Genomic DNA, 14,261 nt, shown 5'->3' with positions numbered 1-14,261 from the left:
AATATGCATCCTTTTTCGTCTTGGAATAGGCAAAAGGGTGAAAAGCCTGCGATTATGCATCCTTTTGAGGCTTTTTTTCGATCCCAGGATGAAAAAGCTTAAAAAGCCTGCATTATCGCAGGCTTTCTGCTGTTTCACACGATTTGATCGAGAAAGCCTGCACTTTGGCAGGTTTTCAAAATCGTGAGCCCAAAGATGCTCGATTGCTCCTTACTCGTATGCAAGGGTCAAATTCATCCCTAATCGGAAGCCGGCAACTGTCACCAATCGGCTGCCACATGAATAGGCTAACATACAAGTTTTCGGCCAATGTCCTTGAAGCAAGGAAAGGGCGGCGGATTGAAAGCTATCCGTGGACAGGAGTGAGCGGCATGCCGAGTTCCATCGTTTTTAACATGATTAATATCAATAATCAGAATACGAATGCCACCATCGGAATCGGTGAGAATGTTCAATCGAGCTGGGATTCGCACAGCAAGAACAATTACGGTACCGGTGAATTTATCGGCAATTCGATTTCCGTTAATATCGTGAATTTCCTTTATGATAATGACTTTATCGATGCGCCAATTAATGATCAGGACTTTAAACCTACCGTGGCGACCCAAGTATGATGAAAGAGTGGGGGAATGCGATCACGTATCTGCCAGTTCCACAAGAGCCGCCACTCATTCAATTCGATTCCATTCATGTGAATACAATCGGTGATTCCTCTGGTATTTTCGTAGGGACGAATATGCAAATTCTTTGGACATCAAGCAGCAAGGCGAATAGCGGCATGGGTGAAGTCAGCGGGGACAATAACTATATGCTGAACAATGTGAACACCGTCTACGACAATGATATCATTGATGCGCCGTACACCAAGGGAGATTTCATTATTGGCCGTTTGTAAAAAAACTTGCTCCGCAGCCGCTTTAATCAGCCGCTTGCGGAGCATTTGTTGCGGCAGGTTCCTCCTTGTGAGCCTGAGCCGACGTAAAGCCGGAGGCCTGAGCCTGGTTGGCAATCATCTCTTGCAGCCAATCCGGTGTTTCATTGTCGCCAATATTGAGCATATCCATGAAATCGGAGTCGTTCAGCATGGAGCGCGTTCCAACTAGCTGATTATGATCGCCTTCTACAGCGCCAAACCCTTGCACAGTTTTCTGATTGCTTTGGAAGTCGGTCGGCCAATTGTTGCCCATATTGATGCATGAGGCACTTTCGACGGATCCAATCCGGATCGAGCCGATAATGAAAGAGGGCGACATGAACGTTGACATGCGTAGATCACCTCATTCTGTCTTGGATGGGGACGTAAAACGATAGCCGGTTGAAGTTCGTTCTGAATGTGGGGAGCCGCTGCTCGCACTATGCTTCGTACCGCCACCAGTCTGACTTCCGCTATCGGTACTTTGTTCAGCCGAGCTTTCACCGCCAGTTGGGTGTGCAGCTTGTTTCGCGTCTTTTGACACTTGGACATGCTTGAGGGCTTCATCCAAGGGGCCTTTCTTCTCATTTGGCTTGGCTCCGAAATTATTGCCTAAATTCAGGGAGCCGCTCAATTCTTTAATATCGAGATGATCCAAGCGAAATGTTAGATTTTCCAAAACAGGCTGATGCACATGCAAAGTATCAATACGAATCTGCGGATGTTTGGCGGTCAGATTAGCCAGTTCATCTTCAAGCTTCTTGAGCCGTCTTTCCAGTTGCTGAACATAGAGAGAAGTCGAATCAGGTTTGGTGGGGTTCGAAGGTGGGGATGCAGGTTTGGCCTGGTTCGAAGGCGGAGATGCAGGTGTGGGTGCTGCCGTCGACGGAATAGATGTACGTGGCTGCGGTTTCGTTTTTTTCTTTTTGAACCACATCCTCCGTTCAGCTCTTTCTTGTCATCGGTTTAAGATCAAACATGTCGCCATCATGGACGGCATGCTTGCCGCCGAGAACGACATTGCTATCGCCATGTACTTCGCCCAGTCCCTGATTGACCTTTACCGAATGCCGCCTTCCCATAATCCGATTGGTCCCTTTATTCACACTGGATGTTTCTGCGATGTTATCGATATGAATGGATTGAAATTGAATGCGCACCACAATAATCCCCTCCGTATCTGGATTTCCGAATGGTCTCATTTATTTATATGGGGACAAACGGAGATTCATTTCACTTTTCCAAAAACAAATAACGTCCGCTAGTCCTAGACAAGCGGGCGAATGTGTCGCCTCCTGCTTTGGGCTGTCGAACGTTACGTGAATTGAATAGGGATTACCTTCTCCCCATCCGGCGGAGCCAAGGGGATTCGAACAATAAGTAGACCATTATGATAATTTGCCCGCATATGCTCGGTCATCGCTCTGCCGGGCAGACGAATGGCTCGCTCAAAGGCGCCAAAGAAACGCTCGGAAAGCCGCATCTTCTCATCCGGCACTTGATAAGGTCGAACGAGATTGCCTCGCACCAGAAGGGATTGATCTCGAAAGGAAAGCTGAATATGTTCGGGAGAAGAAAGTCCAGGAACCTCCGCGACAACAACCAGCTCCTGCGGTGTCTCATACATATCAATCCGTGGTCCTGTAAGCGGGATGATACTGGCAATGTCCTGCCAGAATTCGGGGCCTAACACGTCGCCGGCCTGCGCCGATAGTGATTTCCAATCGGGCCCCTGTGAACGGTTGCCTGGGGGATTCATCGGCCATCATCACCTGACTCTTCTGCATAGAAAGTAGCGCTGCAAGCAGCATGCTACTAGTCTATGTGCTTCCGCGGCGGATTATGGCTTTCTATCTCTAACCTACCTCTGCGGCGGGCGTTGTTCAGACAGCTGCTGCTGGGCCATGCGCACGAGTTCACGTACCATCGCCCCTCCGATAGGACCGCCAACTCTGCCAGCGTCCTCTGAGCTTAACTGACCGTTGTAGCCTTGCTGCAGCGGAACGCCAAGCGTACGGGCTACTTCATATTTGACCAAATCGGGTCGTTCGGGGTTGACAGCATAACCTTGATTTTTCATGACTTGCGCTTTGAGCAGTCCAAGTCCATGCTCGGAACCGGGCACCATGGCTCTGTGGCTTCTTCTACGGGCCATTTTCACATCACCTCTTGCTGCTTAGGTTGTCCCGTGGTCGCGAGTTCCATGAGTTCGGAACGTAAAAAATTTATGACCCAAATAATTGCCAATTGTATAAAGTCCGTTGCCAATCAAAATAGCTGCGTTATGCAGCCAATCAGCACTAAGCGAAGTCACGAAAGGACTGACGGTCTCGACAAGGAGATAACTTGCACCATACGAAAGGCCGTAGCAGCTCATAATCACAATAGCGAATTTCCACCAGCTGCGGCCGACACTGACGTTGGAGCGGAAGGTAAACGTCCGATTCAGCATGAAACTGACAATGGCCCCGATCGTATTTCCCGCGAAGGTAGAGACCCAATAATTCAAATGAAGGAGATTAAAGAAAACGAAGCTGGCGGATAATCCGACCAGCGTATTGAACAGACCGACCAACAAGAAGCGGGCAAAGCTGCCGGATAACCATGCTTTTAATTGATTCATCTAGCTATCCCCGGCCTGAAATGGATTGCTTGAAGGTAGAATCGGTTAGCTCTGATTGTGCAGTCGCATGCGCGGTCAAATCCTTTTCGATAACGAAAAGCGGACGCTGCTTTACTTCCTTGTATATTTTCCCGATGTATTCGCCTATTAAACCTAGAGCCAGCAGCTGCACGCCGCCAATGAACCAAACAGAGACAATGAGAGATGTCCAGCCAGTCACATTCGCTCCTACCAATTTGCCGACAATGGCATAAATCCCAGCGCAGACGCTGAGCAGAAACAGGAGAAATCCCATTAAAGTTACGAAGCGAATGGGGGTCACGCTGAACGACGTGATGCCGTCGAAGGCGAAAGCGAGCATTTTGCGCAGCGGATACTTGGATTCCCCGGCAAAGCGCTCCTTGCGGTCGTAATAAACCTGCGTAGAGGGGAAGCCGAGCAGCGGCACCATACCGCGAAGAAATAGATTAACCTCTTGAAATTTCTCCAAATTATCAAGAGTTCGTTTGCTCATTAAGCGGAAATCCGCATGATTATAATGAATTTTCACGCCAAGGGATGTCATTAGCTTATAGAAACCTTGGGCTGTAGCTCTTTTGAAGAAGGTGTCAGCGGAGCGGTCTTGTCTAACGCCATAGACAATATCATAACCTTCATGGAATTTGACGATAAATTCACGAATCGCATCGGTGTCATCCTGCAAATCGGCATCGATGGAGACTACGCAATCCGAATAAGCTTTGGCTTTCATAAGCCCAGCGAGCAGAGCGCTTTGGTGTCCGGCATTTTTCGCCAGCTTAAGGCCTGTGACGAAGGTATTTGCCTCATGGAAGCGTTCGATCAATGCCCAAGTCGCATCTTTGCTGCCATCGTCGACCAATAACATCGTGCTGGAGCTTGCAATCAGCTCGTCCGCGATGAGCGCATCGAGTACACCGCTAAGCCGGAATACCGTTTCTGGAAGTACTTCTTCTTCGTTATAACAAGGGACCACAATGGTCAAAATCGGAGTTGCCACAATTCCTCGTCTCCATCCTGAATAGGTATGTATCAAATCGTGCAAAGTGAACTATTTCGATTATAACGTAAAAGCGATCCAAAAAGTAAGCGACTGGAACGAAAAGCATCGCTCCAGCCGCTATAGTCTAATTACCAACCAAATCCGAAAGTACTAAGAACGATAACCAAAAGGATGTATAGAACGAGGATTACAGAAGTGCCAGTGTAAGGTACAGATGTTCCGCAGCCACAACTCATGTTAATCCCTCCCTTCACAAAATTACTATATGTCATTCATCTAGAGGGCGTATGGATGTTTGCCCTATTCGTGAGAAAAAAATAGATGCTTGACCGATGGACATCCCTTGCAAGGTGAAAAAAAAGCTTCCCTTCACCACGGCGAACCATGGAGTCAGGAAGCTTATTAGGTGTTGACGAGGGTCAAAATCGTATCTAACAGCCCGGGAAATCTGGCTTGCAGATCTTCTCGGCGCAAGGATATATGACGAAGGGTGCCATCCATACGTGTATGGATCAGCCCGGATTCACGTAGAACTTTCAGATGATGGGAAAGTGTTGATTTGGGGATGTCTATTTCAATCGCCCCGCAGATCAGTTCACCTTGTTCATGGAGTCGTTTAATGACATGCAAACGAATCTCATCGCTGAGTGCGTGTAGGATCGTTGATAGTTCAAGATCGCTCGGAGCAGGATGGAAGAGAGGTCTCATCTGTAGGTTCACCTGCCTTTTTGTAAAATGTAACACTTACATATAACTATATCATTTTTGATGAAGCGATTCCACGTATGACTGCCTTTAGGAAAGAGTTTCCCATTTGGCCCACATTTCCCTCGGGTTAATTTCATAAATCTCATTTTCTCGAAACATAAACTGATGCATAATAAATTCCCGCCGAATCGTCGCGAAATCCGGATGAACTTGCTGGATCCACATGTTCAGCTCTTTCTCCGTAAACCTGCGCGTTTGCTCCATTTGCGCTATAAGATGTTCTAGAACGATTAATTTTTTCTTGAGCTGAGCAGGCATATGCTTAAGCTTGCCATCTGCTGTGAAAAAGTTGCGCACGACCGTTTGTTTCAGGCTGCTTCTAGCATTCACTTCATTCATGGGTGGTTGCTCTCCTTTCTTATTTTTGTAAATAAGCTCAGCGGTTGCGCTAGCGTTGCTGCGAATGAAATAATCGTTCAGCGCGAAATAAATGGAGTTCTTCTCTCTGCGTTCAAAGATCAGGCTGGCTTCGCGCAGCTTAGCCGCGTGATGGGTAATTGTGGCCGGGGTCAGTCCCAATTTCTCCGCAAGCACTTGACCATTCAATTCGCCATCCGCAAGCAAAATCAGCATGCGAATTCGCGTCGCATCCGCGAGGGCCTTGTGATAGGTGATAATTTTATCTAATTGCATGGGTGTCACCTCTAGGTTATTTGACGTTCATCTAATTAGATGATAATTAAATTAGTTGGGATTGTCAACGATATGGTTATTGGAATTGATTTTTTTCTGGAAAATATGCCAAAAAGAAGTAATATAATGAATGAAACTCAAAAGAAAAAACGGGAGGTACAAATGAAAAAAAAGATTGTAATTATTTCTCTTCTTCTAGTTGCATTGTCTATTTCACTGTTTCATCTATACCCGATCATAAAAGGTAAGATGATTGCAAAGAGCTATCTAGAAAACTTAGTACAGGAGAATTATTCTAAAGCTTCCAGTTACCATATAGATCCAAACCAAAAAACGATCCTTGAACAGAAACTGCAATCTTTAAAAGAAAAAGGAGTATTTATTAAAAGCTATAAAAATATCATTGTGAACTCGGACGATGGCTGGATAACTGGAAAGGCAACCATTACTTTGACTGAGAACGGCATCCATGCCGAGTATCCTGTTTATATTATTTTCGATGGCAGCAGAGTAAATCCGTTAGTAACCCGATTAGAGAGCTTGGCAGAAAGCGAAAACTTAAATAAATGGTTATTGGAAGGCTAGCAGCACAAGGCTGATGTGCCATCACTCTGTCGTTGGACAGCGAGGGAGTTTCCCTATTTACGTATAGTCATGTAAAATAATAGAGATGGTCGGAATGATTATTTTGCAATTCACAAAGGGGATAGGCATAGCGATGCGTATACTTGTAATGACCGCGGTAGCCCCTGAAAGGGATGCTGTTCAGCGCGGATTGGGGCATGACAGCAGATTTGAATTCGCCTTGGCTGGGGTAGGACTTGCTGCCGCAGCAGTTAATGGAGCGATAGAGCTTGCAAAAGCTGAATATGATTTGGTCGTGATTGCCGGTATTGCCGGCGGTTTTGCAGGACAAGCGGAAATAGGCACGCTGGTCGTAGCGAGCGAAATCATTGCCGCTGATCTTGGTGTGGAGCTGCTGGATGGGTTCAGCAGCTTAGACGAGCTCGGCTTTGGCTCGACGCGAATCAGCGTCGATGCGCAGAGGGCCGAGCGGGTGGCAGCGGCGCTGCAAACCGCCGGTTTGCATGCGCGCACAGGGCCGGTGCTTACCGTAGCAACGGCTACAGGCACTGCCGCTACCGCAGCAGCGCTAGCAGCGCGTGTGCCCGGAGCCGCCGCCGAAGCTATGGAAGGCTTCGGCATTGCCGCCGCTGCCCAGAAGCTCGGCGTGCCGGTTATAGAGATTCGCGCGATTTCCAACGCGATCGGTCCGCGTGACCGCGATGCGTGGCGCATCGGCGATGCTTTGAAAGCTTTGGAAGCAGCAAGTTCAGTCTTAGCGGAGGTGCTTTAATATGAAAATTGCGTATTCACCCTGTCCGAATGATACATTCGTTTTCCATGCCTGGGCGCATGGCTTAATCCCAGGCGCTCCAGAGCTGGATGTCCAATATGCGGACATCGACATCACGAACCGGCTGGCCGCTGAAGGCACGGGCCCTGATGTTCTTAAGATCTCTTACGCAGCACTCCCTTGGGTGCTGCAGGATTACGCCCTGCTGCCCTGCGGCGGCGCCTTGGGCAGAGGCTGCGGACCGCTGGTGCTGACGCAGCCCAGCGGAGACAGCGCAGCCCCTGACCCGGCTCGGCTTAGCGGCCGCCGGGTCGCTGTGCCAAGCGAGCGCTCGACCGCGTACTTGCTGTTCCGCCTCTGGGCCGAACAGAATGTGCCTGGCGGCGTAGGCGAGATCGTGGTCATGCCGTTCCACGAGATCATGCCCGCCGTGCGGGACGGCCGCATCGATGCCGGCCTTGTGATCCATGAAGCGCGCTTTACCTACCCGTCGTACGGTTTAGCGCTTCTCACAGATCTGGGCAGCTGGTGGGAAACGGACACCGGCCTGCCGATCCCGCTGGGCGCCATCATTGCGCGGCGCTCTATGGATCTAGAGGCGCTTGCGGGCTGGGCCCGCGCCTCGGTAGAATACGCGTGGGCGCATCCAGAAGCTTCGCGCGACTACGTCATGCAGCACGCGCAAGAGATGGACCCGCAGGTCGCTCAGGCGCACATTGACCTGTATGTGAACGAGTTCACCGCTGATCTTGGAGAGAGCGGCTACGGCGCCGTCTTGACCTTGCTCCAGCGGGCTGCAGAAGCGGGACTTGTGCCGCAGATGGATTATGCGGCTTTATTGAAGTAAGGCTGCTTGTTTGAACCAACTGAGAGGGCTGTCCCAAAGTAGATAAACCTACTTGAGGGCAGCCCCATTTTTATTGGAGAGTTACTCAAAAAAAGCTAGGCTTTAGGTTTAGTTATACTTGCCCAGCTAACCTCAATTTTCTGTTGACCGCCCCTTTCCTAAGTAGATCAAGAAAAGCGCTTGGATGATCAATAGAGTAGTTCTGTTGTTCCAACAGAAAGGGCTATTTGCTAACTTTTTTCTTGACACTTTTTGAAAACGAGAGCTATAATAAAAATATAAGATGTGTAACCGGTTACACATTGATTGTTACACAAAGATCATACATCGAAGTTTTTCTTTTATTCATTGGTTATAATAGATAAAATAGCAAATTTCGGATATGTGTAACCGTTTACCTATTACCTAAAATTGGATGTGGGGAGCGGGTTGTCCGCATCAGTAGGAGTGGGTCGTAACAAATGGCAACGATTAGAGATGTCGCGAAATTAGCTGGAGTTTCAGTTGCGACGATTTCCCGTTATCTCAACAAAAATGGGTATGTTAATGAAGATACCAAGCTAAAGGTCCAACAAGCGATTAAGACGCTTCAGTATGAGCCCAACGCGATAGCCAGAGGGCTGGCGGGAAGGAAAACAGGGACGATTGCTCTTATTTTTCCTGATATTACGAATCCCTTTTTTGCTGAGTTGGCCAGAGCTGTAGAAGATGTGGCAAGGATGTACGGGTACACGGTTATTTTGTGCAACTCGGACAATCAGGCCGATAAGGAACAAACGTACATCAAAGTACTCAAGCAGCGTTATGTAGATGGCATTTTGTTCGCCTCTTACAACCTTCGTTCCGACGATGTAGAAGCATTGAAGAATGAGAAGATTCCGCTCGTTATCCTTGACAGAGCGCCGCGAGATGCATCCTGCTCGGTGGTTAGCTCGAAGCATTTGGAAGGAGCTCAGATGGCTGTGCAGCATCTGATGGATGTGGGATGCAAGAAAATCGCCCATATCTATGGCCCGCAGGAGACGGTAACCGGAAGAGAGCGGTTCATCGGATACGAGCAATCGGTGAAGCATCTTCCTTGGTATTCACCAAGCCTAGTGGAACCAGGCCACTTCCGTGTTGATGGCGGGATGGCTGCCGTAGAGAATTTGATGCAGCGCCATCCGGATATTGACGGCATTTTTGCTGGCAACGACATGATGGCGATTGGAGCGCTCAAGAAGCTTCAGCGCATGGGACTGAGCGTACCTGATCAAGTTGCGCTAGTCGGATTTGACGGCATCGACTTAACGCTTATCGTTGAGCCGGAGATTACGACAGTTGCTCAACCGATTTATGACATGGGCATGTTGTCTACGCGGCTGCTGATTAAGAAGATTGAAGGCGACATACAAGAAGAGCAGACACATTTATTTGATGTGAATCTCATAACTAGAGGATCGACAGAAAGGAAAAGAACTGATGAATAAACCCCGTATTGTGGTCATCGGGAGCTTGAATATGGACATTGTTGTGGAAACGTCCCGATTTCCACGTGTTGGGGAAACACTGACAGGCGAGCATGTCCATTTTATTCCAGGCGGCAAAGGCGCGAACCAAGCGGTAGCTGCTGCTAGACTTGGAGGTCAGACAACGATGATCGGCTCGATCGGAGACGATATGTTCGGGAAATCGCTGATCGAATATCTGAATCAGGATGCGATTTCTACGGATCATATCAAGCGGATAGCAGACACGCCAACAGGTATCGCTTCTATCACGCTAGCTGAATCGGACAACCGAATCGTTGTTATTCCTGGCGCGAATGCAAAGTGTCTGCCGGAACATATCCAAGCCTTGGAGCAAGTGATCAGCGAGCATGATATTGTGCTTGTGCAGTTGGAAATTCCCCTTGAAACGGCTTCGGCCGCATGTGAGTTAGCGAAGAAGTTAGGTAAAACCGTGATTTTGAACCCAGCACCTGCACGCAAGCTGCCAGAGTCGATGCTGAAATGCGTAGATTATATCACACCCAACAGGTTGGAGCTGGAAACGCTCACAGGTATTGATGCTTCTGGCGATCAGCTGCAGACGGCAATGGAAGCGCTGCTGGAGATGGGACCGAGTTGTGTCGTAACGACGCTTGGCGAAGAAGGTTCCGCCTTTTTGCACAAAGGTGAGTCCTTAGTGAAAGTTTCAGCTTATCATGTTCCTGTTGTTGATACGACCGGGGCCGGAGATGCCTATAATGGCGGACTGGCTTATGCCTTAGCGGCCGGTTATGCATTGAATGAGGCGGTTGTTTTCGCCAGCAAAGTATCCGCCATGTCTGTTACCAAGCTTGGTGCCCAAGCGGGTATGCCGACTCAAGCAGATTTAAACAAACTTTCCATCCAATAAGAACATCCTAAGGGGGATATATGCGATGAAAAAAAGTTTAGGAATTACTGCGTTACTGTTGCTTTCGGTTTTGGTTTTCTTGGCGGGTTGTGGTAAATCTACGACAACCCCTGCCAATTCGGCTAGTCCTGGCAAAGCTGCGACAACGAAGAAAATTAATGCGGCCTATTTTGTAAACGGTACACTTGGAGATAAAGGGTTCTTTGACTCTGCACAAAGAGGTGTGAAGCAAGCCAGCGAAACGCTGGGCATGGATGTGAAAACTGTTGAAGGCGGCACGAACCAAGCGGATTGGCCGGCAGGTTTGGAGTCCCTTGCTTCCAGCGGGAAATATGATGTTATCGTTTTGGGAACAAGCCAAATGACAGATATCATCAAAGATGTGGCGAAGCGTTATGAGAAACAAAAATTTATTTTCTTTGATGAAGCGATTACAGGTCTTCCGAATGTATACTCCATGACTTACTCGCAAAATGAAGGATCTTTCATGGCTGGCGCTTTTGCCGCATTGGTTACAACAAGCACAGAATTGAAAGGTGCAAATCCAGAAAAAGTTATCGGCTTTATCGGCGGTATGGACATTCCAATTATTAATGACTTCAAAGCCGGCTATGAACAAGGCGCTAAATACGTGGATCCTGCCATTTCGGTTGTCGCTTCTTATGTTGGTGATTTTGCAAACGCTCCCAAAGGGAAAGAACTCGCACTCGCTCAATATAATTCGCAAAAAGTTGATATCGCTTTCAATGTAGCAGGGGGAGCAGGTCTAGGTCTTCTGGAAGCCGGTAATTCGTTAGGCAAATACTCGATTGGTGTAGATTCCAACCAAAATGGTCTATATCCGGGCAGTGTCTTAACGTCCATGGTGAAATCCATTGATAATTCGGTTCTTCGGGCATTAACCCTGTTCAGCCAAGACAGACTGGGCTTTGGCAAGAATGAAGTCTTAGGGATTAAAGAAGGCGGAGTAGGTCTGGCGAAGGATGATCTGTACAACAAAAACGTACCTAAAGCTATTCAAGATAAAATCATGCAAATTGAAGATAAGTTGAACAAAGGCGAAATCAAAGTACAAACGACTTTGAAATAAGCCGATCATGAAGGGGGAACGCAGCCATGGCGATTTTGCTGGAGATGAAAGACATCCATAAGACGTACCCCAACGGTACGAAGGCAAATCGTGGTGTGGATTTAACCGTGCATGAAGGTGAGATCCATGCCCTGGTCGGCGAGAATGGAGCAGGCAAGTCGACGCTAATGAAGATATTGTTCGGACTGGAGGCGCCGACGAGCGGCTCGATTCTCTACAAGGGACAGCCGCTGCGCTTTCAAGGACCCAAAGATGCAATCAAGCAAGGCATGGGCATGGTGCATCAGCATTTTATGCTCGTCCCATCGCTCACAGTTTCAGAAAACATCGTGCTTGGCGAGGAGCCCGTCAAAGGGCTTTTCTCCCTCGTGCGGGATCGTACGAAGGAATTTTCCGAAATTGAGAAGTTGATTGAAACTTTCAAACTGAAAGTAGATCCGCGTGCGACGGTTGAAACGATATCTGTTGGGCAAAAGCAACGTGTGGAAATTATCAAAGTGCTGTATCGCGGCGCACGTCTTATTATCCTTGATGAACCTACAGCCGTCTTAACACCGCAGGAAACCGATGAACTGTTCGAATCGATCCAAATGCTGGTGCGACAAGGCTATACGATTATTTTCATCACGCATAAACTGCGCGAAGTTATGGAAATCTCCAATCGGGTTACGGTGCTTAAAGCCGGGAAAACGATTACGACCATGCTCACCAAAGACACGAATCCAGAAGAAATTTCACGATTGATGGTTGGCAGAGAAGTGTTATTCCGCGTCGATAAGCAGCCTTCCGAACCGAAAGACATCGTATTATCAGTTAAAAATCTGTGTGCTTCTGATGATAAGGGGGCTCCGGCGCTTCGTGGCATTTCCCTTGATATTCGAGCTGGCGAGGTTGTTGGAATCGCTGGTGTGGAAGGGAACGGACAAACGGAGTTGGTCGAAGCGATCACTGGCTTGCGGAAAGCTACGTCAGGCGAAATCCGCTATTTGGGCGACGAACTGATCGGGAAAAGCGCTGCCCAAATCCGCGCGATGAAAGTGGGGCATGTTCCTGAAGACCGGCAAACGACGGGAGCCAGTTTAACGTCAACCATTGCCGAAAACTTAATTCTTGACCATTACCGGAATCCTGAATTTCGCCGGGGCCCTTTTTTGAATAAAAAGAAAATCAAGCAATTCGCCAAAATTATGATGGATATTTATGACGTGCGCGCTCAAAACGAAGACGTGATGGCCGGGGCATTATCCGGGGGCAATCTGCAAAAAGTGGTGATCGCCAGGGAGATTTCCAAAAATCCGAAGCTTCTGATTGCTTCGCAGCCAACGCGCGGCGTCGATATTGGAGCTATCGAATTCATCCATCGCGAGATTATCAAAAGGCGGGATGGCGGGGCGGCAGTACTGCTCGTGTCGGCTGAATTATCGGAAGTCATGGGTTTAAGCGACCGCATTGCTGTTGTCTACAATGGTAAAATCGTTGCCGTTCTTGATAATCATGACGGGCTGACCGAAGAGGAACTCGGCTATTATATGTTGGGGATTAAAAGTCAGGAAAGGAAAGAGGCGCTCCAATGAATACAAGACAAGCTATTTATCTCGAGATCACAGGTATCATTGCCGCTGCCATCATGGCGATCCTTTGCGGATTTATCATTATTATGTTCTCCAGCCATCAGCCGATGGAAGCTATCAGTTCTTTTCTAGGCGGCCCGCTTTCTGGGGCGTTCAATATCGGCACGATTTTGAATAAAGCCGTTCCGCTTATTTTCACAGGTTTGGCATTGTCCGTGGTATTTCAATGTGGCGTCTTCAGCATGGGGGCGGAAGGTCAGTTGTACGTTGGAGCTTTCATCGGTTCACTGGTCGCTGTCTATGTACATGGATTGCCTGCTTGGATCTTGCTTCCCTTGGTTCTTCTATGTGCGATGGCTGGCGGAGCGCTTTATGGCGCAGTTCCAGGCTGGCTCAAAACCAAGTGGAATGCCAATGAAATTGTCACTACGCTGATGTTGAATTTCGTTGCCATTCTGACTACATCCTATTTGGTGAACAACGTGTTCAAAGATCCAGCCAGTGGCGGCTACGCCCGTATGCATTATGTTGGGGATGGGGCAAAGCTGGGCAAAATTTTCGCAGGTTTTCCAGCGCATTATGGTGTGCTGATTGCCCTCTTGGCAGCCGTAGTCGTTTATCTTTTGATGTACAAAACAAGATCAGGCTATGAAATGCGTTTGGTTGGCAAAAACAGCCGATTTGCGAATTACGGCGGTATTTCAACGAAACGTGTTGTGATCGTTAGCGTCATGATCAGCGGAGCGCTTGCCGGATTAGCTGGTATTGTGGAAATTCTGGGCGTACATGGCACGTATAAAGATAATTTCTCATCAGGACTAGGATTTGATGGGATTATCATCGCATTGCTTGCCAGAAATCATCCGATTGGCGTTGTGGCAGTGAGCCTGTTCTATGCTTATCTTCAAGTAGGCGCTACCCAAATGCAGGTCGGAAGCGACGTGCCGCGCGAATTGGCTATTATTATCCAGGTTATGTTGGTCTTATTCGTATCTTCACAAGCCATCTTCACGTATCTGAAACAAAAATTCGCGCTGCGTCAAAAGGCGGTGAACTAAG

The 14,261-nt window shown here is 48.2% G+C and carries 20 protein-coding genes; 10 read left to right on the top strand and 10 right to left on the bottom strand.

Annotated elements, in window-relative coordinates; genetic code table 11:
- The first annotated feature begins 371 nt into the window (after positions 1-371).
- Positions 372-614, top strand: coding sequence for a spore germination protein (locus tag BC351_RS42285; protein ID WP_158082128.1), 243 nt, complete (start codon positions 372-374; stop codon positions 612-614).
- Positions 611-895, top strand: a complete 285-nt coding sequence (locus BC351_RS17790; RefSeq protein WP_079414088.1) for a spore germination protein — start codon at positions 611-613, stop codon at positions 893-895. Before BC351_RS42285 ends, BC351_RS17790 begins: the two co-directional genes overlap by 4 nt.
- Positions 896-917: 22 nt before the next feature.
- Here the strand turns inward: BC351_RS17790 and BC351_RS17785 are convergent, their stop codons facing one another.
- The 10 genes from BC351_RS17785 to BC351_RS17745 all read right to left on the bottom strand — a co-directional run bounded on the left by BC351_RS17785 (position 918) and on the right by BC351_RS17745 (position 5,958).
- Entirely contained in the window at positions 918-1,265 is a 348-nt protein-coding gene (locus BC351_RS17785) for a hypothetical protein (protein WP_144028440.1), read from the bottom strand.
- 12 nt (positions 1,266-1,277) lie between these two features.
- On the bottom strand, positions 1,278-1,850 hold the full coding sequence (locus BC351_RS42925) for a hypothetical protein (RefSeq protein WP_208629765.1): 573 nt from the start codon (positions 1,848-1,850) through the stop codon (positions 1,278-1,280).
- A gap of 7 nt (positions 1,851-1,857) precedes the next feature.
- The gene (locus tag BC351_RS17775) at positions 1,858-2,073 is read right to left on the bottom strand and encodes a hypothetical protein (protein ID WP_144028439.1); all 216 of its coding nucleotides are present in this window, start codon (positions 2,071-2,073) and stop codon (positions 1,858-1,860) included.
- Between the two features lie 155 nt (positions 2,074-2,228).
- Complete coding sequence (locus tag BC351_RS17770; protein WP_079414086.1) at positions 2,229-2,672, bottom strand: Hsp20/alpha crystallin family protein; 444 nt, start codon at positions 2,670-2,672, stop codon at positions 2,229-2,231.
- A 102-nt stretch (positions 2,673-2,774) separates the two neighbouring features.
- Positions 2,775-3,068: an alpha/beta-type small acid-soluble spore protein gene (locus BC351_RS17765; protein ID WP_079414085.1), complete on the bottom strand. Its 294-nt coding sequence runs from the start codon at positions 3,066-3,068 to the stop codon at positions 2,775-2,777.
- 21 nt (positions 3,069-3,089) lie between these two features.
- The gene (locus BC351_RS17760) at positions 3,090-3,536 is read right to left on the bottom strand and encodes a GtrA family protein (protein WP_079414084.1); all 447 of its coding nucleotides are present in this window, start codon (positions 3,534-3,536) and stop codon (positions 3,090-3,092) included.
- A 4-nt stretch (positions 3,537-3,540) separates the two neighbouring features.
- Positions 3,541-4,554, bottom strand: coding sequence for a glycosyltransferase family 2 protein (locus BC351_RS17755; protein WP_079414083.1), 1,014 nt, complete (start codon positions 4,552-4,554; stop codon positions 3,541-3,543).
- 131 nt (positions 4,555-4,685) lie between these two features.
- On the bottom strand, positions 4,686-4,793 hold the full coding sequence (locus BC351_RS43460; protein ID WP_244209072.1) for a YjcZ family sporulation protein: 108 nt from the start codon (positions 4,791-4,793) through the stop codon (positions 4,686-4,688).
- A gap of 166 nt (positions 4,794-4,959) precedes the next feature.
- Complete coding sequence (locus BC351_RS17750) at positions 4,960-5,265, bottom strand: ArsR/SmtB family transcription factor (RefSeq protein WP_079414082.1); 306 nt, start codon at positions 5,263-5,265, stop codon at positions 4,960-4,962.
- An 87-nt stretch (positions 5,266-5,352) separates the two neighbouring features.
- Positions 5,353-5,958: a DUF2087 domain-containing protein gene (locus BC351_RS17745; protein WP_079414081.1), complete on the bottom strand. Its 606-nt coding sequence runs from the start codon at positions 5,956-5,958 to the stop codon at positions 5,353-5,355.
- Between the two features lie 72 nt (positions 5,959-6,030).
- On the opposite strand from BC351_RS17745, the gene BC351_RS17740 reads away from it, so the two are divergent.
- The 8 genes from BC351_RS17740 to BC351_RS17705 all read left to right on the top strand — a co-directional run bounded on the left by BC351_RS17740 (position 6,031) and on the right by BC351_RS17705 (position 14,260).
- Entirely contained in the window at positions 6,031-6,543 is a 513-nt protein-coding gene (locus tag BC351_RS17740; protein ID WP_144028438.1) for a hypothetical protein, read from the top strand.
- A 133-nt stretch (positions 6,544-6,676) separates the two neighbouring features.
- Positions 6,677-7,315: a futalosine hydrolase gene (locus BC351_RS17735; RefSeq protein WP_079414199.1), complete on the top strand. Its 639-nt coding sequence runs from the start codon at positions 6,677-6,679 to the stop codon at positions 7,313-7,315.
- A 1-nt stretch (position 7,316) separates the two neighbouring features.
- On the top strand, positions 7,317-8,162 hold the full coding sequence (locus BC351_RS17730; RefSeq protein ID WP_079414079.1) for a 1,4-dihydroxy-6-naphtoate synthase: 846 nt from the start codon (positions 7,317-7,319) through the stop codon (positions 8,160-8,162).
- 461 nt (positions 8,163-8,623) lie between these two features.
- Positions 8,624-9,631 carry a LacI family DNA-binding transcriptional regulator gene (locus BC351_RS17725; protein WP_079414078.1) on the top strand — a complete coding sequence of 336 codons (1,008 nt, stop codon included), beginning with the start codon at positions 8,624-8,626 and terminating at the stop codon, positions 9,629-9,631.
- Positions 9,624-10,541, top strand: a complete 918-nt coding sequence (gene rbsK / locus BC351_RS17720) for a ribokinase (protein WP_079414077.1) — start codon at positions 9,624-9,626, stop codon at positions 10,539-10,541. The genes BC351_RS17725 and rbsK overlap by 8 nt, the downstream gene beginning before the upstream one ends.
- Before the next feature lie 25 nt (positions 10,542-10,566).
- Positions 10,567-11,631 carry a BMP family lipoprotein gene (locus BC351_RS17715; RefSeq protein WP_079414076.1) on the top strand — a complete coding sequence of 355 codons (1,065 nt, stop codon included), beginning with the start codon at positions 10,567-10,569 and terminating at the stop codon, positions 11,629-11,631.
- 26 nt (positions 11,632-11,657) lie between these two features.
- Entirely contained in the window at positions 11,658-13,205 is a 1,548-nt protein-coding gene (locus BC351_RS17710) for an ABC transporter ATP-binding protein (RefSeq protein WP_079414075.1), read from the top strand.
- The gene (locus BC351_RS17705) at positions 13,202-14,260 is read left to right on the top strand and encodes an ABC transporter permease (protein ID WP_079414074.1); all 1,059 of its coding nucleotides are present in this window, start codon (positions 13,202-13,204) and stop codon (positions 14,258-14,260) included. Before BC351_RS17710 ends, BC351_RS17705 begins: the two co-directional genes overlap by 4 nt.
- The last annotated feature ends 1 nt before the right edge of the window (position 14,261 follow it).

This window comes from Paenibacillus ferrarius (genome assembly GCF_002027705.1).
Lineage (GTDB): Bacteria > Bacillota > Bacilli > Paenibacillales > NBRC-103111 > Paenibacillus_E > Paenibacillus_E ferrarius.
This window is presented reverse-complemented; position numbering and strand designations above follow the sequence as displayed.